The organism is Bacillus spizizenii TU-B-10 (assembly GCF_000227465.1).
GTDB lineage: Bacteria > Bacillota > Bacilli > Bacillales > Bacillaceae > Bacillus > Bacillus spizizenii.
The window spans coordinates 3,932,371-3,952,967 of the sequence record NC_016047.1 but is presented as its reverse complement, the minus strand read 5'-3'; the positions used below and the strand labels follow the sequence as shown (position 1 = coordinate 3,952,967).

Sequence of the window (20,597 nt, the reverse complement as noted above, 5' to 3'; positions counted from 1 at the left end):
GGGGAATGGTTGAGAAAAAAGAAGGGAGAATCGGAGCTTTGAAAAAGATGATCAAATCCGTTATCAAATGGGCGCCGGTCATTTACCCGATTGTGCGAAAAATCATGAAGGATCGCAAGGCGTCTAAACGAAAGAATATGTCCGCATCCCGAACAGCCGGCTGACCCCGGCTGTTTTTTATAGGTCAGTTTTCCCTCTAGCCCTCCCGATGTTCATTGACTTGCCATTCCCGCCATTATAGAATTTATATACATTTCGCATTCCTTCATCATCCTTTCTGCCTATTCACTTATCCCTGCATCTACTTGATAGGAGGTTTTTCTCATGCTTCATGGGCGACTTCGTGATATTCTGCGCTTGCTGATGGCGGCTGAAGCCCCGGTGACAAGCTCGTTTTTTGCCGCGCAATTAAATGTGACGACGCGGACGGTCCGCAATGATATAAAGGAACTGCAAGGTGCGCTAAGCGGCTATGGCGCCTATGTCCAATCGGTAAGAGGCTCAGGTTACAAACTCCGCATTCATGACGAGCAGACATTCAGAACGCTGCTGCAAGATGTGTTTCAGCAAAAAAAAAGCCTGCCGGTATTGCCGGAGGAGAGAATGGCCTATCTCACAAAACGGCTGCTGCTGGCGGAGCATTACCTCAAGCTCGATGAACTGGCTGAAGAACTATTTATCTCAAAATCTACACTCCAAACGGATTTAAAAGAAGTAAAGAAACGGCTGCTGCCGTACCGCATCGTCATGGAAACACGCCCAAATTACGGCTTCAAGCTGCGCGGGGACGAGGTGCAGATGAGGTACTGTATGGCGGAGTACATTGTCGATGAAAGAGAAACGGAGATTGATATTTTGAATGAAAAGGCTGATATTTTGCCAAATGAAGAAATCGAGATCATCCGTTCCGCCATCCTGAAAAAAATGAAAAACGACCGCATCCCTCTGTCCAACTTGGGACTGAATAACCTCATCATCCATATCGCCATTGCCTGTAAACGGATCAGAACGGAAAACTATGTATCTCTTTTCCCGGAAGATATGGATCACATCCTGCATCAAAAAGAATATCAGGCTGCCGAAGCCATTGTAAAAGAGCTGGAATCAGCACTTGCCGTTACATTTCCGAAAGACGAGACGGCCTATATCGCCATGCATCTCCTCGGCACAAAACGAATGACACAACCACAATGCGGGGAGGACACATTTTCAATAGACGAGGAAACCGATCAGCTGACATTTGCGATGATTGAAGCCGTTGATCGCGAAATGAAGCTCGGCATCCTGCATGACAAAGAGCTGAAAATCGGCTTGGCGCTACATGTGAAGCCGGCGGTCAGCCGCAACCGATACGGCATGAACCTTCGAAATCCGATGCTGACAGCGATCAAGGAACATTATCCTCTCGCTTTTGAAGCCGGGATCATTGCGGGGATGGTCATAAAGGAACAGACGGGCATCGATATTCATGAAAACGAAATTGGGTATCTGGCTCTCCACTTTGGCGCTGCGATTGAACGGAAAAAAACAGAAAGCCCGCCGAAACGCTGTATCATTGTGTGCGCATCAGGTGCCGGAAGCGCCCAGCTACTGCGTGAAAAACTCCGCTCCCATTTCGGCAAGCGGCTCGATATTCTTGGAACGGCTGAGTATTACAGTCTTGACCAAATGTCCTATGAATCCATTGATTTTGTCATCAGCACCATCCCGATAAAAAAAGAGCTCCCTGTACCAGTGCTAAAGGTCAACACACTCTTAGGCGGGACTGACTTTACAAAAATCGAATCCATTCTGAGTGATGAAAAAGAAAAAGCCGCCCGCTATCTGAAAAAAGAACTCGTTTTTTTCCAGGAGGATCTGCGCTCAAAAGAAGAAGTGATTCAATTTTTAGGGCAGAAAGCGGTTGATTGCGGCTATGCCGACAAAGAAATCATAGATTCCATTTTTGAAAGAGAAGACATGTCGCCAACGTGCTTTGGCAATCTGGTTGCCATCCCGCACCCGCTCGTTCCGCAGACAAAAACAACGTTTTGGGCCGTCTGTACGCTCAAAAAACCGATAGATTGGGAGGACCAGCGTGTTCAATTTGTCTGTTTGCTTTGTGTCGAAAAGGAGAACAAAGCGGATTTGCAAAGCATGTATAAACTGCTTGGCAGCATTTTGGATGACCCGGCAGCGGTGAACCAGCTGATCAAATGCCGTTCGTATCAAGAGCTTTCGGACGTGTTTGACCAAAAAATGCTGAGCTGACAGCCTGTATATACCTTTTTTCCGTTTCCTGCGGAAAAACCTTGAGTGTTTATGAAAGCGATTTCATAATATGATGATATCAACAGCAGGACATTACAAAATTGATCAAACTCTAGGGGGTCTTTTACATGAATATATTACTCGTATGTGCAGCAGGCATGTCTACTAGCTTATTGGTGAGCAAGATGGAAAAAAGTGCGCAGGAACAAGGAAAAGACTATACCATTTGGGCAGTTTCAGGCGATTCTGTACAAAGTCATATTGATAAAGCGGATGTATTGCTTCTCGGCCCGCAAGTACGTTATATGCTTCCGCAGCTGAAAAAATTAGGAGAGTCAAAGGGGGTACCAGTAGACGTCATTAATACCGTCCATTATGGCACATGCAACGGGGCGGAAGTGCTGAAATCAGCTGAACAGCTTGGACATGTGTCATAGAGAGGGGCGGGCTATGTGAATAAAGTCAATCAGATCTTAGAAGAAAAGGTCATGCCTATAGCGGGAAGAATTGCGGGGCAGCGTCATTTGCAGGCGTTGCGTGACGGTATCATCCTCACGATGCCGCTGATTATCATCGGTTCCTTTTTCCTCATCATCGGCAACCTCCCGATCCCGGGATACGCTGAGTTTATGGCAAAAACGTTTGGCAGCTCCTGGTCTGAAAAGCTGGCCTATCCAGTTGACGCCACCTTTGAAATTATGGGTTTGGTCGCCGCGTTCGGCATCGCCTACCGGCTCGCCGAGAAATACGGCGTTGATGCCTTGTCGGCTGGAGCCATTTCACTTGCGGCATTTTTGTTAGCAACACCTTATCAAGTGCCGTTCACGCCTGATGGTTCGACGAAAGAGATTATGGTCGGCGGCGGAATTCCGCTCTCGCTGATGGGAAGCAAAGGCCTGTTTGTCGCTATGATTATCGCGATGGTGTCAACAGAGATTTACCGTCTCATTATCCAGCGCAATTTGGTCTTCAAAATGCCGGATGGTGTTCCGCCGGCAGTCAGCAAGTCATTTGTCGCGTTAATCCCCGGCTTTGCCGTCATCTTTCTGATTTGGGCAGCCCGGCTGATAGTTGAAGCGACGCCGTTTGAAAGCCTTCATAATATTGTAAGCGTTTTACTGGGAACCCCGCTTTCCATTCTGGGAGGAAGCCTCGGGGGAAGCCTTGTCGCAGAAGCCGTGAAAATGCTTTTATGGGCCTGCGGCCTTCACGGCGCCAACATTGTCGGCGGCGTCATGGCACCGATTTGGTATGGCGCAATGGATGCCAACCGGATCGCATTCCAAGCCGGTGAGGAGCTTCCTAAGATTTTCACCCAGCAATTTTTCGATATCTGGGTCAATATCGGCGGAAGCGGCGCCACATTGGCGCTGGTTGTCACGATGTTCCTGCGCGCCCGAAGCAAACAAATGAAGCAGCTCGGGAAGCTTGCGATCGGCCCGGCCATCTTCAATATTAACGAACCGATTATTTTCGGAATGCCGATCGTCATGAACCCGATGCTTTTACTTCCGTTTATCATCACGCCGCTTATCACACTGACACTCACTTACATCGGAATGAGTACCGGCCTTGTCGCCAAACCGGCGGGGATCGCAGTGCCGTGGACCATGCCGCCAATCTTTTCAGGCTATTTGGCGACAGGGGGGAAAGTTTCAGGCGCGGTCATGCAAGCCATTAATATCGCCGTATCCTTTGTTGTCTACTATCCGTTCTTCAGAATGTGGGATAAACAGAAGCTGAAAGAAGAAAACGATTTGGAACTGGTCCAAACGCCTGCAGCATCAGATGACAAAGAAGCGGCTTTGTAGAGAAAGGAAGTGAATCGCGTGAATGAAAAAATGGAGCAAATCATTTTTCAAATTATCCTTCACGGAGGAAACGGAAGGAGCTCCGCAATGGAGGCCATTGCCGCTGCCAAAAGCGGTGACGCAGAAGAAGCGCGGAAAAAGCTTCAAGACGCGGCAGAAGAATTATCAAAAGCCCATCATTATCAGACAGAGCTGATCCAAAATGAAGCTGGCGGAGAAAAAACAGAAATGACGCTTCTGATGGTGCATGCACAGGATCATTTAATGAATGCAATGACAGTGAAGGATCTGGCGGCGGAGATCATTGAGTTATATGAAAAAATCACCGAGCAAAGGGGAGCAAGCATATGACAAAAGGATTAAAGATTGTAACGATTGGCGGAGGTTCAAGTTATACGCCCGAGTTAGTGGAAGGGTTGATTAAACGGTATGATGAGCTGCCTGTCCGTGAATTATGGCTCGTCGATATCCCTGAGGGCGAAGAAAAGCTGAATATTGTCGGCACGCTCGCCAAACGGATGGTTGAAAAAGCCGGCGTCCCGATCGATATTCACCTTACGCTCGACCGGAGAAAAGCGCTAAAAGACGCAGACTTTGTCACGACTCAGTTCCGTGTCGGGCTTCTGCAGGCAAGAGCCAAGGATGAGCGCATCCCATTAAAATACGGCGTCATCGGCCAAGAAACGAACGGCCCGGGAGGCCTGTTTAAAGGATTGCGCACGATTCCAGTTATCCTGGAGATTGCAAAGGACATTGAAGAACTCTGCCCGAACGCGTGGCTCGTTAACTTCACAAACCCTGCCGGCATGGTGACAGAAGCTTTGCTTCGCTACTCCAACCTGAAGAAAGTCGTCGGTCTCTGTAACGTTCCGATCGGCATCAAAATGGGCGTAGCCAAAGCGCTTGATGTAGATGTGGACCGCGTAGAAGTCCAATTCGCCGGACTGAATCATATGGTGTTCGGGCTGGATGTTTTCTTGGATGGCGTAAGTGTGAAGGATCAAGTCATCGAAGCGATGGGTGACCCGAAAAACGCGATGACGATGAAAAACATCTCAGGCGCAGAGTGGGAGCCGGAATTTTTAAAAGCACTCGATATCATCCCTTGCGGCTACCACCGTTACTATTTCAAAACAAAAGAGATGCTGGAGCACGAACTGGAAGCATCACAAACGGAGGGCACCCGCGCTGAAGTTGTGCAGAAGGTTGAAAAAGAACTGTTCGAGCTCTATAAAGATCCGAACCTTGCGATCAAACCGCCGCAGCTGGAAAAACGGGGCGGTGCGTATTACAGCGATGCAGCGTGTAATTTAATCAGCTCTATTTACAATGATAAACACGACATTCAGCCGGTGAACACGATGAATAACGGGGCAATCGCCAGCATTCCAGACGATTCCGCGGTTGAAGTGAACTGCGTGATGACGAAAAACGGCCCTCAGCCAATTGCTGTCGGCGACTTGCCGGTGTCTGTCCGGGGCCTCGTTCAGCAAATCAAATCCTTTGAACGTGTCGCGGCAGAAGCGGCGGTCACAGGCGACTACCAAACAGCGCTCCTCGCCATGACGATTAACCCGCTCGTTCCGTCCGACACTGTGGCTAAACAGATTTTAGACGAAATGCTGGAGGCGCACAAAGCGTATCTGCCGCAGTTCTTTAACAAAATTGAAGCGTAAAAAAAGCCGGCCATTGAAGGCCGGCTTTTTTCTTACTTATTTGCTTTCAGTCAGCGCTGCAACTTCGGTCGTCCATCCGAATTCGTCTGCGACAGCGCCTTTTTGAATGCCTGTAATCGTGTCATATAGTTTTTTGGCGATTTCACCTGTTTCACCGTTGTTGATCGAAAGTGTTTCATCCTGCCAGATCAGCTCGCCGACTGGGGAAATAACAGCTGCTGTACCAGTTCCGAAGGCTTCTTCCAGGATGCCGTCTTTATGGGCTTGGATGACCTCATCGATCGCAATTTTCCGTTCTGAAACTTGAAGGCCCCAATGCTTAAGCAAGGCGATGACTGAATTGCGCGTAATGCCTTCCAGTATGCTTCCGTTCAGCATCGGCGTTACGATTTCACCGTTGATTTTGAAGAAGATGTTCATGCTTCCGACTTCTTCGATGTATTTCTTCTCAATGCCGTCCAGCCAGAGTACTTGAGAAAATCCTTTCTCTTCGGCTACCTGCTGAGCTTTTAAGCTTGAAGCATAGTTCCCTGCGGTTTTGGCATTTCCCGTTCCGCCTTTTACCGCACGGACAAATTCACTTTCAACAGCGATTTTGACCGGCTTGATGCCTTCTTTGTAATAAGAGCCGACCGGAGAAAGAATGATAAAGAGCTTATACGTATGAGATGCCGCAACACCGAGGAAAGGCTCGGTTGCGATGATGAACGGACGGATATAAAGGGACGTGCCCTCCGCATTCGGAATCCAGTCTTTATCGATCGCGACAAGTTGTTTTAAGCCTTCCAGAACCTGTTCTTCATCAATTTGCGGGATGCAGAGGCGGTCGTTTGATTGATTCAGACGCTCCATATTTTTTTCCGGTCTAAAAAGCAGGACATGGTCATCCTCTGACACGTAGGCCTTTAACCCTTCAAACACGGTTTGGCCGTAGTGATAGACCATTGCGGCCGGGTCCATTGGAATGGGTTGGTAAGGAATGATTCTTGGATCGTACCATCCTTTATCCGCCGCATAGTCCATTACAAACATGTGGTCTGTAAACACTCTCCCGAACGAAAGCTGATTTGGATCTGGTTTTGGTTTTTTTGTTGATGTCAATTCAACGCGAATCGTTTGTTTAGTCATGGTCAATCTCCCTGCTGTTAAATTGTTTATATTATCAAACTTATTTGAAAATAATTTATATTCTATTGTATACCTTCAACAAATATTCGCAATAGGTTTGCTCAAATTTGTAAGAAATTCATAAGAAAAAAGCAGGAGAAATTAATTCTCCTGCGTGTTCATTTGCTCGAACACTCTGTCATAATCGGCCCGAGTGGCATTTCGAAGACCTTCAACACGTTCATTTGTAATCTCTTGTTTGCCTTCCTTCAAGCCGTCCAAGAAATACTGAACATATTCTTCAGCTGAAATGCCGCGGTACGTCAGGCCTTGTTTATCGCGTGATTTTTGGTTTAAGCCCGTGTCAACCATAGGCGGTGCCATTTCAATCACTTCCACGCTCGTGTCGCGGAGCTGGTGTCTCAGCGTAAGCGAGAACGAGTGAAGCGCCGCTTTCGTTGCGCAGTACACCGGATAAACAGCTAACGGGTTAAATGCAAGCCCGGATGTGACCTGAACGATTGCTGCCTCGGGCTGCTTCATCAAATGAGGCGTGAAAAGGGCTGATAAATGGACAGGCGCTTGAAAATTAAGTTCAATTTCATCTCCGTCCACAAAAAGCTCTTCCGTCCCTTTTTTGAAGTCAATTTCCTTTTGAATGCCAGCGTTGTTGACGAGAACATTCAGGTTCGGAAATTCCTTTAAAGCCCATTCATACAATGCTTCCCGCTGCGAACGGTCTGCAACATCACATTGCTTTGTATAGATGTTTGGGAGCTGCTGCTTCGCTTCTGTAAGACGCGCTTCGCTGCGTCCGCAAATGATAACTTCATTGCCAAGTTCCAGCAGGCGCTTGGCCAGTTCAAGCCCGATGCCAGCGGACCCCCCTGTGATTAAAACCGTATTGCCTGTCATCTTCATTGATGTACCACCTCTTACTAGTTGGCTGTGATTCCTTTACTATTTCAAATCTTAGCAGGAAATATGCAGCCGCGTCCTATGAGATGCTCAGGATGACGTCACTTTTCCGGTTTTATAAAACTCGTCAATTGCTTTATCGACATACACCCAGCCTTTCCAGCCGATGTGGATGGTATCTTTCATGAAATACGGGTCATATTCATGTCCTGAAAAATCAGCAACCTGGAAGCCCTTCGCTCTAATCTGCTTATTTACTTTTTTGTAATAAGCAGTGCGGCCTTTTTTCGGGAAGCCAGTGTAGTCGTACCATTTTCCGTTGACAGGGATGGTGACAAACATAGGCTCTGCACCCGCATCCTTCAGGATATCAAGCATCATTTCAAAGTCGCCGTATTCCGGTGACACCGCATACGATTTTCCTTTGTTTTTCCCTTTCAGCTTAGGCACTTTCGGCTTCAGCTTTTTATAAACAGGATTGTCAATGTGAAAATCGTTAGACCCGGAGTGGCGTTTGCCTGATTGATCTGCGAGTTTATTCAATTCAGACCATGACTTACCTTTTACAGACTGAGAGATATAACGCTTTGGCCCGGATGATTCCGTCGTTGAATAATACAGGTCTTTCTTTTCGAGCATGCTGTAATATACTTTTGCGGCCGGCTTCAGCGCGTTCACTTTCCACGTCTGGCCGTTTACGATTGCTTTATACAGCTCGCAAAGAATCGCATCATTTTGTACGGCCTTAAAGCGCAGCATGCGTTTCATCATTTTCTTTTTCACATCAGGGTCGATCTGCTCGTTAAATGCCAAATCAAGCCCTTGCAGCGCAGAATAGTTCGGCGCGAAATGCTGTTCATCAGACCCGCGCTTAATAAACCATTGCGGAGACACGATGAATACGATTTTTTTGCCCTTCAGCTGATCCATATGGGCAGCGAAGTTTAAGGAATGAATCAATGACTGGGACCCGCCTTTGCCGACAAGGTATGGCGTGAACCCCTCATTGTTTACCTGAAAATAATTAGATGGGTGGAACTCGTCCAGCCGGGAAAGCTCAGAAGACCCGTAAATCGGAAGATATGCCGGATCTTTGAGCATTTGATCTTGTAAATATAGCCCTTGAAACATACTCGGGTTCAAGGCGGTTGCTGACTCTTTCACCTGCTTATCAGTGATGAAGCCTGTCAGCCATGAAGATGGAATTGCGATGGCGCCTGCGAATAGAATAAACGCCAAAATAATTGGACCGAAAAAACGCTTTTTCATTATTTCAACTCAGACAGCTGATTTACAATGTTGTTAGGCGTATTCCAAACATCCCGATCAAACTCAGTGATCGGCACTAAAATATCAAAACGGTTTTCAATCGCAAGCAGCAATTCTACTGTTCCAAAAGAATCAAGCAAACCTTCTTCAAAAATTTCAATATCAGGATTTTCCTTTACGATGTCATCCTGACAAACCTCTGCTAAAACGTCTAATACCTCTTGTTTAAAATCCATAGCTTTCTAATCTCCTTTAATGGTGGTGATGAAATAGTTTTCCTGAGAAAATATAAAACCCGAAGCAAACGAAGTGGAACGTGATCACAATCGCAAGAATTGTTGTCCAGCGATTGGACGGAAGCCATTTGTATTTCTTATTCCACTTCTCGAAAAAGTTGTAACACGTCATCAGCACGGCGTGATAGAGGCCGTAGATGATATATTGCGGCGCGAGCCCGTGCCAAACCCCCATCAGCATAAACAGCAGGAAATACCCGATGTTTGAAACGGCCATACGGTTTTTGATCCACTTTTTCTTTGTCATCCAAAATACGAATCTCATGAACACATAATCTCTGAACCAGAATGACAGAGACATATGCCAGCGATTCCAGAAATCTTTAATATTTTTACTGATAAACGGTTTATTAAAGTTTTCCGGTGATTTAATCCCCATAATATAGCTGACCCCGACGGCAAACATCGTGTAGCCGGCGAAATCAAAGAATAAATACATGCTGTAGCCGTACATGTACAGCAGGTTCCCAAGAATCTTATTGTGCGTGATCGCGGGAAGATTCATGATGAAGTACGTATTGATTGCATAGCCGATAATAAACTTGTACAGGAAACCGATAAAGATCTTATGAATCCCTGTATACAATAGGTCGGCGTATTCTTCTTTCGTCCAAGCCTTCTGTTCATCCTTGACGAATCGGCGGTATCTGTCGATCGGACCGGAGGAAATCGTCGGGAAAAACAGGATGAAATACAGCAGGCGGTGCAGCGGCAGCTGTTCTTTCAGCAGGCCGTCTCTTGCTTCCATAATCAGCTGAACGCCTTTAAAGGTTAAATACGAAATCCCTAAAAAGCTGATCAGGTTATCTGGCGGATGATGCGGCTGCGGGTGTGAAAGGAACGGCCATATTTTTGACAGAAATAAAGGCAGAATCGAAGCGATAACAGCTCCGCAAAAGACAAAGCCGCTGTTCGCTTTCTGCCGGTACGCCAGATAGCCGCTGATCAAAAGCACCTGCCATATCGTAAACAGACACAGTGCGATGACCCCGTGTAAGTCGTGCGAAAAAATTAAAGCCAATATAATGATAGATATGAACATGTTGTATGCTTGAAATCTTTTTCCGTTCAGGCCGAGAATGATCGTCGGCAGAAGAAGAATGCCAAGCAGTATAAAGAATAAAAACGAGCTGTAAGGCGTCATACAAGAACCTCTTCGCCGATGCGTTTCCGGTCGATTTTGCCGTTAGCCGTCATTTGAATGTGATCCTGATAAATGAATTTTCTCGGGATCATATACGCCGGAAGGGAAGCGGCAAGCTCTTTTTTAATGGCGCTTGTCAGCTGGAATTCCTTCTGGAACTCATGCTCCTCAGGCACAATAGCAGCGATCAGGTACTCAACTGTTCCGTTTGGCTGATACGGGATCACGACAGCAGAGCGAACGTACTGAGACTGTCTGACATGGACCTCAATTTCCTCCAGCTCCATTCGGTAGCCGTGAAGTTTAATTTGGAAATCCAAACGCCCTTGGCAGAAAATCTGACCATCTTGCATATAACCAGCATCACCCGTCCGGTATGCCCACTGGCCTTCATAAGAGAAAAACGCTTTTTCCGTCAGCTCAGGTTCACCAAGGTAGCCTCGGCTTACGCTCGGCCCTGCGATGACGATTTCTCCTTTTTCTCCTTCAGGAAGCGGCTGTCCCTGTTCATCCATAATGAAAATGTTCATATCAGGTTTGGCAAAGCCCACTGGAAGCGATTCACTGCGGCTGATGACGTCACTTGTAATTTCAACGGATGTGACAGCCACTGTCGCTTCAGTCGGACCGTACGTATTAAAGATTTTTGCTTTCGGAAAACGCTCAAGCAGCGCTTTTGCAACAGAAACCGGAAGAACCTCTCCGCAAAACATAAATGTGTCCGCTTCAGGCAGCAGGTCCTGTGAAAAACCCGGGTCCATCAGGCACATCTGCACAAAGGAAGGTGTTGATGTCCACACATTCAGCCCGGACTTTTTCAGCTCTTCGAATAAGATTTTCGGCTTATTCACCGCATCCTTTGTCACGCAGTGTAAAGTCCCGCCTGATTGAAGGCACGGATAAAGATCCATGACTGATAAATCAAATGAAAACGGCGCTTGATTTAAAAATGTTTTTCCTCCGTTGACTGGAAAGTCTGCACAAATCCAGTCTGTAAAGCTTTGAAGATTCGCAGCGGAAATCTGCACGCCTTTCGGATTTCCTGTGCTTCCGGAAGTGTAAATGATATAAAACGTCTCGTGTTCCTTGACCCATTGATCTTGGCTGACAGAGCCGTCTGCGTTTTCCAGCAGTTCTTCTGCTGATACCGTCTGAATCTGCTGGCTGACTGCGTCAATTGGATGTCCGGCTGTATGGATCAGCAATTCTGCTCCAGAGCTTTCGATAATTTTCGCAATCCGCTCGGACGGAATGGACAGATCAACCGGAATATAAGGATGACCCGCTTTGACGCTCCCTAAGAAGGAAACGATCATGTGCGGCTCCATATGGCCGTACACAAGGATAGGAGATTTCTTTTCTCCGGAAATGCGTTTTTGAATCGCGGCAGCCGCGCGGTCAGACTGCTCCCATAATTCCTGATACGTGAGCGACTGGCCTTGAGAGCGGAAGGCATCGGTTTGCGGATAAGATTCCGCATGTGTTTGAATAGCATGTAAAAGTTTCATCATTATTCTCTCTCCAATTAGAAATCGTTATAAATATATGAACCGGTATTCGCGGTGTGAAAACCATACATAAAAAACAAAACAAGCAGTATCATCAAATAAAATCCTGTATGACATGTCCACTTGACAGCGGGCTTTTCATACAGCTGTTTCATCAATTGCAGCATATCAAAAATTCCCTTCCCGTTTTTTCGACAATCACATGAGTATTTGACGATTAGATGCTCAAAAAGTTTCATTTTTTCCCTAATCTCCCTCAGATTAATATATCGGCGTCTTCTTTTGAAAATGAATCTTTATACCTGCAAGAGCTTGGGCTGATTCATAAAAGGTAAAGATCTATGGAGACAAAAGATCTTTCTTAACTTTTAAAAAGCGTATTGCACTTAAAAAAATTTTTCTGTAGCTGTTTGTTCAGGTAAAAGCAGAAACCTCATGAAATCGGGGCAGAAAGCGTATAATAAGAAAGAAAACGCCTTCTTGCGGTATCTTGTGAAATGAGGGAGAAGTCATTATGATAGATAAGGAAGCAAAAGGAGTTTTTATCAAGCTGCCGGCTGAAAAAAAGTAAGCCTTTTAATAGAAAGGAAGAGGGAAGATGAACCAAACAAATAAGGGTGAGGGTCAGACAGCGCCGGAAAAAGAAAGCATGGGGCAGATCCTTTGGCAGTTAACCCGTCCTCATACGTTAACCGCATCGTTTGTGCCTGTGCTGCTCGGAACGGTTTTGGCGATGTTTTATGTGAAGGTTGATCTGCTGCTGTTTCTGGCTATGCTGTTTTCTTGCCTATGGATCCAGATCGCGACGAACTTATTTAATGAATACTATGATTTTAAACGCGGGTTAGATACAGCAGAATCTGTTGGAATCGGAGGTGCGATTGTACGCCACGGAATGAAGCCTAAGACGATTTTGCAATTAGCTCTCGCATCATACGGGATTGCCATTTTGCTCGGCGTCTATATTTGTGCAAGCAGCAGCTGGTGGCTCGCTCTAATCGGCCTTGTCGGCATGGCGATCGGATACCTGTATACAGGCGGGCCGCTGCCGATTGCGTACACGCCGTTCGGTGAGTTATTCTCAGGCATTTGCATGGGTTCGGTGTTTGTGCTGATTTCGTTTTTCATTCAGACAGATAAGATCAATTTGCAAAGCATTTTGATTTCGATCCCGATTGCGATTCTTGTCGGCGCGATTAACCTGTCGAACAACATTCGCGATATTGAAGAGGACAAAAAAGGCGGACGCAAAACATTGGCGATTTTGATGGGGCATAAGGGTGCTGTCACTCTGTTAGCTGCGTCGTTTGCCGTCGCTTATATCTGGGTTGTCGGCCTGGTTATTACCGGTGCTGTAAGCCCGTGGCTGTTTGTCGTCTTTTTGAGCGTGCCTAAGCCGGTTCAGGCAGTGAAGGGCTTCGTCCAAAAAGAAATGCCGATGAATATGATTGTCGCAATGAAATCAACAGCCCAAACGAATACATTTTTCGGATTCCTGCTCTCGATCGGATTATTGATCAGCTATTTCCGATAAAAAGAAAGACCGCTTATTTCTTGCGGTCTTTTTTTGTTACATTCGACCGCATTTTGTAAAAAAATTCATAAAACCATGCTGCAGGCAGGCACGTCTAGTACATGGACAGCGGATAAAGATCCGTTAAAGGAGATGACGAAAATGGATTTATCTGTAACACATATGGACGATTTAAAAACAGTAATGGAAGATTGGAAAAATGAATTATTAGTTTATAAATTTGCGCTCGATGCCTTGGATACAAAATTCTCAATTATCAGCCAGGAATATAACCTCATTCACGGACACAACCCGATTGAACATACGAAATCCCGTGTTAAAAGCTTTGAAAGCATCGTGAATAAGTTAATGAGAAAGGGCTGCGAAATTACGACGAAGGAAATGAAGGAGCACATCAATGACATTGCCGGTGTGCGTATCATTTGTTCCTTTATTTCTGATATTTATAATGTCGTTAACGTGCTAAAGCAGCATGAAGATTTGAGAATTGTAAAAGTGAAGGATTATATCCAGACGCCAAAACCGAACGGCTACCGAAGTCTGCATTTAATCATTGAGATGCCTGTGAATTTAACGAACCGTGTGGAATACGTCAAAGCAGAAATTCAAATCCGGACGATCGCGATGGATTTCTGGGCGAGCCTTGAACATAAAATTTACTATAAATTGAACAATGACGTTCCTAAGCAATTAACAGATGAGCTGAAGGAAGCGGCGGAGATTGCCCATTATCTAGATGAGAAAATGCTGGGGATTAAGAAAGAAGTGGATTAAAAAAAGACGGCAGCAATGCGCCGTCTTTTTTATTTGATATCTTCATAAATGTCGGAGGCTTTGGCCTTCATTTGTTTCTTAATGGCTTTCGGTTTCTTCTCTTTTTTCGCAGCTTGATAGACAGCGGCGGTTATAAGATCACCGGCTTGCTGAAGGCGTTCTTTGCTGATATGTTCGATCGAGTCTTCAGGGGTGTGGTACCACGGCTCAACTTCTTCTGTTTCTGGGTCTCCCCAAATAAAGTTGGCGGAATCAATGCCGGCTTCGTGGAACGGCACATGATCAGATGATCCTCCCTGTGTGAGAGACAGGCTGTCAAACCCAATTTTTTCAGCGGCCGTATGGCTGGATTCCCAAACATAGTTAGATTGGCCGTCCAATGTGTTGACATACAGCTCAGACGCATTCTCCCAGCTTGTGCCTACCATGTCTAAGTTAAAGTTCACTTCGCTTCGTTTCAGCTCTTTATCCGATAGGTGATCTACATAATGAGAGGAGCCGAGCAGGCCGAGCTCTTCAGCGCCGAAAGCGATAAAGCGGATTTCTTTGTCAGAAGGAATGCTTTTTAAGACGCGCGCCATTTCCAGCATGACAGAGGTTCCAGAGCCGTTGTCATTTGCTCCGGGCGAAAAAGGAACACTGTCGTAATGGGCCGTCACGTACACAATGTCTGGATGTTTGATGTTCTTTGGTTTTTTGATTCCGATGATGTTCTGGGAGGTTTGGTTTGTGATTGCGTTTAGTTTTAAAGTTGCTTCTTTTTGCTGAGTAAGGGTTTCACCGTCTTCTTTCTTAATTCCGACGACAGGAACGCCGACTTTATTTCCCGACAGGTTTGGCGTCACAGGCACGAGGCTTTCTTTGTTGTTATAAATGATGACAGCCTTGGCTCCGGCGGCTTCGGCATTTTTGGCTTTCTCGTAAAATGTAAGATCTCCTCTGGAAATCAAGGCAATTTTGCCCTTAACGTCAGCGGTGAAGTCCTCTGGATAGCCCAAGCCGGCATTGTAAAGCGGAGCCGTCAGCCCTTGTTCTTCAGTCGGGGCAGAGCCGGATGCCGCTCGGAGAAGAATATCGCGTCCTGCTGAAGACAGCGTTCCCTCAAGCCGGTCAGGGATACCGAAACGTTGAACCTTCACATCAAGTTTTAATTTTCTCAAGGATGAAGCGATTAACAGGGCACTCTTTTTTTCAGCGGCAGTTCCGGCTATTCTGGGACCGATTGTTTCACTAAGCTGAGAAATGGTTGAATACGCACGCTTTGCTTTGAATGGGAGCTCTCGCTCGCTATCTGATATTTGAACAGCGCGCGCGGCAGGGGTGACGCTCTGTGCCGGCATGATGATCGTGCCAGCAGTTAAAACGGCCATCGTCATTACAGTCAAAAGCTTTTTCATCAGAATTAAACCTCCCCTAAATGTATGGATGGGGAATATTTCGGGATGCTAAAAGAATTTCCTGCAAAAGGGAGAGCGTTTTTGAAAAGACAGTGCTTTATACCTGCAAAAAAACGCTTATGAAAGACAGGTCATAAGCGCTTCGGGATATCAGACTATTGGAGTTTTAAAAACTTGCGTTTGCCGACTTGGATAATCATATTTTCCTTTATCACTGCATCAGCGTGGATATCTGTTATTTTCTCTCCGTTAATTCGGACACCTCCGTTTTGAATCATGCGGCGCGCCTCGCTCTTCGAAGAGAGGAGCTCTAGCTTGACGAGCAGATCAATAATCGCTATCGTTTTCTCGCCTTTCCAGTTCACAGCCGGAATATCCTCTGGCAGGCTGTTTTCCTGAAAGACTGTTTTAAATGAGTGTTCGGCGGCTTCAGCGGCATCCGCTCCGTGATACATTCGGACGAGCGTTTTGGCTAAAAGCATTTTGGCATCCCTTGGATGAACGGCGCCGGTTTCTAAGTCTTTCACGAGTTGTTTTTTCTCTTCAAGCTCTAAGTCTGTTGCCAAGTGGATGTATTTTTTCATCAGGCTGTCGGGCAGTGACATCGTTTTCCCGTACATATCGTTTGGATGTTCGTCAATGCCGATGTAGTTATGTTTCGATTTCGACATTTTCTCAACACCGTCCAAGCCTTCTAATAGCGGCATCAGGATGACGATTTGTTTTTCTTTGTTGTACCGTTCTTGGAAGTGCCGTCCCATCAGTACATTGAAATGCTGGTCTGTTCCGCCAAGTTCAATATCGCTTTCCAGAACGACGGAATCGTATCCCTGCATCAATGGGTAAAAGAATTCATGAAGCGAGATCGGTTTTTGCATAGCGATGCGTTCTTCAAAGTCGTCGCGCTCCATCAGGCGGGCTACGGTTATTTTGCCTGCCAATTCAATGACATCCTCCAGATTCAATGTTTTCAGCCATTTCGAGTTGTAGTGAAGCTCGACTTTTTCAGGATCCAGCACTTTTCCGAATTGCTGAAAATATGTTTTGGCGTTGTGCTGAACTTCTTCATCAGTCAGCTGCTTTCTGGCTGCTGACTTTCCGGTCGGATCACCGATTTTTCCTGTGAAATCCCCAATTAACAGCTGGACTATGTGGCCGTTTTCTTGAAATTGGCGAAGCTTGTTTAACACAACCGTATGGCCCAAATGTACATCCGGTGCAGACGGATCTAATCCGAGCTTAATTTTAAGCGGTGTGCCTGTCGAAATCGATTTAACGAGCTTCGCCCTTAATTCCTCCGGCGGTATGACTTCTTGGGCGCCTGTCATGTATAGCTGTAGCTGTCTTTCGACTTCTTTTTGCTGTGCTGCTGTGAGCTGTTCAAATGTTTTCATCTTTCTTCCTCCTTTTTTAAAAACACAAAAAAGAGCCCATCCCGATAAGGGACGTGGCTCAATGCACGCGGTACCACCCTGGTTGAAGACATCGTCTTCCGCTCATTCGAATAACGGTTTCCCGTTCTTTGCTACTAAGGTTCACAAAGAAAGCTCGGGGAGGTAATTCACGTTTGCCTGTGCGCCGGCTCGCACCTTCCGCCGGCTCTCTGAAACAGGGAGACAAACCGCTACTGGATTCCCGTCAAAGCTTATGCTGTATGAAGATTGTCAGCTACCTTTCTAAGCAGCTCTGTCAGTGTTTTCTGTTCGTCTTTCGTCATCCCCGCAATGAGTTCTGTTTCCCCTTTGTGAAACTCCGGATAAAGCTCTTCTATCGCTTGTTTGCCGGAATCAGTGATGGAGACAAACACGAGTCGTCGATCTCTTGTGTCGATGCTTTTACGGCAAAAGCTCTTTTTTTCGAGCGTTTTGATCACGTTGCTTGCTGTAGCTGTTGAAATGCCTGACAGCTCAGCAATTTTTCTCGTTTCGAGCGCTCCCCATACCCATAGATCATAAAGAATGGAGAAAGCTGTCCAAGAAAGGCTATAGGAAGAAAGAACCTCAGTCTCCATTTTGACACGGAGCTTTTGCGCTGACCGATACAGATTCGTCGCAATCGATATGGCTTCCAGGTTCAGTGACTCAATGGGCATTTGTTTAAGCTTAGAAAGTGTGTCGTGTTCTTCTTTCCGAAGCTGCTGATGTTGATAGGAACGTTCCATTTTTTTAAGCCTGCCTTAAATTATCAGAATCATTAGCTATGAAATGAATTCTAACAGAGTCTGATGTGAACTTCAAGCCTATATATCGGTTGAATAAAAAAGGCCCTAACTACACCAAAATAAACAAAAACCCGCAAACGGGGGTGCAATCTTGCAAAAATATGTTCAATCCATCTATAAACATGATCCGTTTCACCTTTTTTCAGCAGAGCATGTGGTGACGTTAGCAATCATTGCTCTTTTGGCCATTCTGTTGTTTCTGTTCCGCGAGGCGGTCAAGCGGCCTAAGGTCAGCCAGTTTTTGCGTTATTTGTTTGTGTTTCTGTTGCTTGGTTCGCAAATCGGCTATCAAATATGGATGATTGCCACGGGCAGATGGTCGGTGCGCACTTCATTGCCTCTCCAGCTTAGTGACCTGTCGGTGTATTTGTCAGCCATCATGCTGGTGACCAAAAGCAGGAGGCTGTTTGTATTTTTATATTTTGTCGGCATCGGCAGCTCGATTCAGGCTCTTTTGACACCTGACCTCGGTATGTTTTCATTTCCGCATGTGCGATATATCCTCTTTTTTATTTCGCATGGGTCTGTGTTTTTATCCTGCCTGCTGATGGCGGTGGTCGGCACTTACAGAATGGGCCAGCGCTCTTTATGGGTGACAGTCCTGATTGTCAATGTGTACGGAGTCTGCATTTATCTGCTTGACCGCTGGCTTGGCGCGAATTATATGTATTTGACAAAAAAACCGGGCGGCTCTTCTCTCCTGGATGTTCTCGGGCCGTGGCCGTGGTATATCGCTTCTGCTGAAGCCATTACGATCGCAAGCTTTTTTGTCCTTTATTGGCTATATCGCATGTTCAAAAAGTGACACCTTTTTTGTTGTATAGCACATTCTGTCTAAAAAAATATTGAAGAATAGTGTTTAATTTTCTGAAATCGGGAATGTAATTTGTACAACACAAAGGGAGATGAATATCATTGAAGAAAGATGAAGTTATGCATATCGTATCATGCGCAGATGATAATTATGCTCGTCATTTAGGTGGGATGTTCGTTTCTTTATTGACAAATATGGATCAGGAGAGAGAGATAAAATTATACGTCATTGATGGCGGAATTAAGCCTGATAACAAAAAAAGACTGGAAGAAACCACATTGAAATTCGGCGTGCCGATTGAGTTTTTAGAAGTGGATACCAATATGTATGAACATGCGGTAGAGAGCAGCCATATTACAAAAGCGGCGTATTACCGCATTTCGATTCCTGACTTAATTAAGGATGAGAGCATCAAACGAATGATTTATATCGATTGTGATGCGATTATTCTTGAGGATATTTCGAAACTGTGGGACTTGGATATTGCTCCATATACGGTTGCTGCTGTTGAGGATGCTGGGCAGCATGAACGCCTGAAAGAAATGAACGTCACTGATACAGGGAAGTATTTTAACTCAGGTATCATGATTATTGATTTTGAACCTTGGAGAAAGCAAAACATCACAGAAAAAGTCATCAACTTTATCAATGAAAACCCGTCTGAAGACTTTCTTGTGCTGCACGACCAAGATGCACTGAATGCGATCTTATATGATAAGTGGTATGAGCTTCACCCGCGCTGGAACGCTCAAACATACATCATGTTAAAACTGAAAACACCTCCGACACTGTTAGGACGGAAGCAATATAATGAAACGAGAGAAAACCCGGCAATCGTGCACTTCTGCGGCGGAGAAAAGCCTTGGAACTCCAATACAAAACATCCGTATCGCGATGAGTATTTCCATTACATGTCCTATACGAAGTGGAATACGATCGGGAACCCGGCCATCAACCAATAAATTGAATATAAAAAACGCTTTTGATCATCTCAAAAGCGTTTTTTTTGTTTGCCTCAGCGTGCGACTGACCGCTGGTAAAACCGCTGAATATGCATGGCAATGTAGCACAATTCTTTATCAGGAAACTCAAAGCCGTATTCCTTCTTCACAAAAGTGCCGATGCTTAGGGCACACAGGAAGGCATCCTTAAACTTCTCTTTAATAATGTCGATCATTTCTGCATCCAGCTCGTAAATGGATTCGCCCGCTTTGATATGCTGAATGGCAAAGCGGAGATGGGTCACAAGCCGTTCATAAGAGATGGTATCTTCAACAATATTGATCGCCAGCTGAATTTCAATTATCTCGATAATATCACGGATCATTGTTGTAATATCAAGCGTCTGTGTCATATCACCGGCATTGTTTCTTGCTGTGTGGATGTGCATGGCGATATTGCCGATTTCATCATCAGGAATGTGAATCCCCAGTTTCTCTTTAATCAGCGCTCTGGCCCACAAGCCGATCTGGAATTCCTTCGGATAAAGGACTTTGATCTCATTCAGCAGCGGATTTTTGATGACCATCCCATTGCTCAGGCGTTCAATCGCAAAAGATAGATGGTCTGAAAAAGCGACGTGAATGCGCTCGTTGATTTTAATGTTCAGCTCTTTTTCGGCATGGGAGATAATTTGCTCAGAAATCTGAATATGGTCTTCCGGCAATGTTTCTAAAATCTCTTCGAATTGCTTATAGTCAGCTGTATCTTTTCTGACAAAGGTTTTTTCTATTTTTGATGGATCGACAATATCATTCTTCTTTTTGTCGAACGCAATTCCTGCACCTAAGAGAATCTTCTCTTCATTTTGATCCTTTACGACGATAGCATTATGATTTAAGATTCTTTTAATTTTCATAGCTTTTTTGTCCTTTCATC

The 20,597-nt window shown here is 45.5% G+C and carries 21 protein-coding genes and 1 other annotated feature; of the genes, 10 read left to right on the top strand and 11 right to left on the bottom strand.

Features of this window, described 5'->3' with window-relative positions; genetic code table 11:
• Positions 1 to 38: 38 nt before the first annotated feature.
• The 6 genes from yxzF to licH all read left to right on the top strand — a co-directional run bounded on the left by yxzF (position 39) and on the right by licH (position 5,737).
• A complete protein-coding gene (gene yxzF / locus GYO_RS41845) occupies positions 39 to 164 on the top strand; it encodes a small protein YxzF (protein ID WP_501040016.1) in 126 nt (41 codons plus the stop codon).
• A gap of 160 nt (positions 165 to 324) precedes the next feature.
• Positions 325 to 2,250, top strand: coding sequence for a transcriptional regulator LicR (licR, locus tag GYO_RS41840; RefSeq protein ID WP_014115659.1), 1,926 nt, complete (start codon positions 325 to 327; stop codon positions 2,248 to 2,250).
• A 128-nt stretch (positions 2,251 to 2,378) separates the two neighbouring features.
• Complete coding sequence (licB, locus tag GYO_RS41835) at positions 2,379 to 2,687, top strand: PTS lichenan transporter subunit IIB (protein ID WP_014115658.1); 309 nt, start codon at positions 2,379 to 2,381, stop codon at positions 2,685 to 2,687.
• A 15-nt stretch (positions 2,688 to 2,702) separates the two neighbouring features.
• The gene (gene licC / locus GYO_RS41830; protein WP_014115657.1) at positions 2,703 to 4,061 is read left to right on the top strand and encodes a PTS lichenan transporter subunit IIC; all 1,359 of its coding nucleotides are present in this window, start codon (positions 2,703 to 2,705) and stop codon (positions 4,059 to 4,061) included.
• Between the two features lie 18 nt (positions 4,062 to 4,079).
• Positions 4,080 to 4,412, top strand: coding sequence for a PTS lichenan transporter subunit IIA (licA, locus tag GYO_RS41825; RefSeq protein ID WP_003218748.1), 333 nt, complete (start codon positions 4,080 to 4,082; stop codon positions 4,410 to 4,412).
• Positions 4,409 to 5,737, top strand: coding sequence for a 6-phospho-beta-glucosidase LicH (licH, locus tag GYO_RS41820; RefSeq protein ID WP_014115656.1), 1,329 nt, complete (start codon positions 4,409 to 4,411; stop codon positions 5,735 to 5,737). The genes licA and licH overlap by 4 nt, the downstream gene beginning before the upstream one ends.
• 36 nt (positions 5,738 to 5,773) lie before the next feature.
• Here the strand turns inward: licH and GYO_RS41815 are convergent, their stop codons facing one another.
• The 7 genes from GYO_RS41815 to GYO_RS41785 all read right to left on the bottom strand — a co-directional run bounded on the left by GYO_RS41815 (position 5,774) and on the right by GYO_RS41785 (position 12,146).
• Positions 5,774 to 6,865, bottom strand: coding sequence for a branched-chain amino acid aminotransferase (locus GYO_RS41815; protein ID WP_014115655.1), 1,092 nt, complete (start codon positions 6,863 to 6,865; stop codon positions 5,774 to 5,776).
• Positions 6,866 to 7,006: 141 nt separating this feature from the next.
• Positions 7,007 to 7,765: an SDR family oxidoreductase gene (locus tag GYO_RS41810; protein ID WP_014115654.1), complete on the bottom strand. Its 759-nt coding sequence runs from the start codon at positions 7,763 to 7,765 to the stop codon at positions 7,007 to 7,009.
• Positions 7,766 to 7,852: 87 nt separating this feature from the next.
• Positions 7,853 to 9,031: a D-alanyl-lipoteichoic acid biosynthesis protein DltD gene (gene dltD / locus GYO_RS41805; RefSeq protein ID WP_014115653.1), complete on the bottom strand. Its 1,179-nt coding sequence runs from the start codon at positions 9,029 to 9,031 to the stop codon at positions 7,853 to 7,855.
• The gene (dltC, locus tag GYO_RS41800; protein ID WP_003227325.1) at positions 9,031 to 9,267 is read right to left on the bottom strand and encodes a D-alanine--poly(phosphoribitol) ligase subunit 2; all 237 of its coding nucleotides are present in this window, start codon (positions 9,265 to 9,267) and stop codon (positions 9,031 to 9,033) included. The genes dltD and dltC overlap by 1 nt, the downstream gene beginning before the upstream one ends.
• A gap of 16 nt (positions 9,268 to 9,283) precedes the next feature.
• Positions 9,284 to 10,471 carry a D-alanyl-lipoteichoic acid biosynthesis protein DltB gene (dltB, locus tag GYO_RS41795; protein ID WP_014115652.1) on the bottom strand — a complete coding sequence of 396 codons (1,188 nt, stop codon included), beginning with the start codon at positions 10,469 to 10,471 and terminating at the stop codon, positions 9,284 to 9,286.
• Entirely contained in the window at positions 10,468 to 11,979 is a 1,512-nt protein-coding gene (gene dltA / locus GYO_RS41790; protein ID WP_041521208.1) for a D-alanine--poly(phosphoribitol) ligase subunit DltA, read from the bottom strand. The genes dltB and dltA overlap by 4 nt, the downstream gene beginning before the upstream one ends.
• Before the next feature lie 17 nt (positions 11,980 to 11,996).
• Positions 11,997 to 12,146, bottom strand: coding sequence for a teichoic acid D-Ala incorporation-associated protein DltX (locus tag GYO_RS41785; protein ID WP_003227330.1), 150 nt, complete (start codon positions 12,144 to 12,146; stop codon positions 11,997 to 11,999).
• Positions 12,147 to 12,577: 431 nt separating this feature from the next.
• Between GYO_RS41785 and GYO_RS41780 the strand changes: the two genes are divergently transcribed.
• A complete protein-coding gene (locus tag GYO_RS41780; protein WP_014115648.1) occupies positions 12,578 to 13,513 on the top strand; it encodes a 1,4-dihydroxy-2-naphthoate polyprenyltransferase in 936 nt (311 codons plus the stop codon).
• Between the two features lie 141 nt (positions 13,514 to 13,654).
• Positions 13,655 to 14,287: a GTP pyrophosphokinase YwaC gene (gene ywaC / locus GYO_RS41775; protein ID WP_003222250.1), complete on the top strand. Its 633-nt coding sequence runs from the start codon at positions 13,655 to 13,657 to the stop codon at positions 14,285 to 14,287.
• Positions 14,288 to 14,316: 29 nt separating this feature from the next.
• On the opposite strand, the gene GYO_RS41770 is transcribed toward ywaC, so the two are convergent.
• From GYO_RS41770 to ywaE, 3 genes are all read right to left on the bottom strand, one after another.
• Positions 14,317 to 15,684, bottom strand: a complete 1,368-nt coding sequence (locus GYO_RS41770; RefSeq protein ID WP_014115647.1) for a M28 family metallopeptidase — start codon at positions 15,682 to 15,684, stop codon at positions 14,317 to 14,319.
• A 155-nt stretch (positions 15,685 to 15,839) separates the two neighbouring features.
• Positions 15,840 to 17,078 carry a tyrosine--tRNA ligase gene (gene tyrS, locus GYO_RS41765; protein WP_014115646.1) on the bottom strand — a complete coding sequence of 413 codons (1,239 nt, stop codon included), beginning with the start codon at positions 17,076 to 17,078 and terminating at the stop codon, positions 15,840 to 15,842.
• Between the two features lie 44 nt (positions 17,079 to 17,122).
• Positions 17,123 to 17,335 (bottom strand) — a binding site (T-box leader).
• Positions 17,330 to 17,845, bottom strand: coding sequence for a tyrZ transcriptional regulator YwaE (gene ywaE / locus GYO_RS41760; RefSeq protein WP_014115645.1), 516 nt, complete (start codon positions 17,843 to 17,845; stop codon positions 17,330 to 17,332). Its footprint overlaps the feature before it by 6 nt.
• Positions 17,846 to 17,996: 151 nt before the next feature.
• On the opposite strand from ywaE, the gene GYO_RS41755 reads away from it, so the two are divergent.
• Both GYO_RS41755 and GYO_RS41750 read left to right on the top strand, forming a co-directional pair.
• Complete coding sequence (locus GYO_RS41755; protein WP_014115644.1) at positions 17,997 to 18,710, top strand: YwaF family protein; 714 nt, start codon at positions 17,997 to 17,999, stop codon at positions 18,708 to 18,710.
• A 110-nt stretch (positions 18,711 to 18,820) separates the two neighbouring features.
• Positions 18,821 to 19,681 carry a glycosyltransferase family 8 protein gene (locus tag GYO_RS41750; RefSeq protein WP_014115643.1) on the top strand — a complete coding sequence of 287 codons (861 nt, stop codon included), beginning with the start codon at positions 18,821 to 18,823 and terminating at the stop codon, positions 19,679 to 19,681.
• 53 nt (positions 19,682 to 19,734) lie between these two features.
• Here GYO_RS41750 and sacY read toward each other — a convergent pair whose 3' ends face one another.
• A complete protein-coding gene (sacY, locus tag GYO_RS41745) occupies positions 19,735 to 20,577 on the bottom strand; it encodes a transcription antiterminator SacY (RefSeq protein WP_014115642.1) in 843 nt (280 codons plus the stop codon).
• Positions 20,578 to 20,597: the final 20 nt, after the last annotated feature.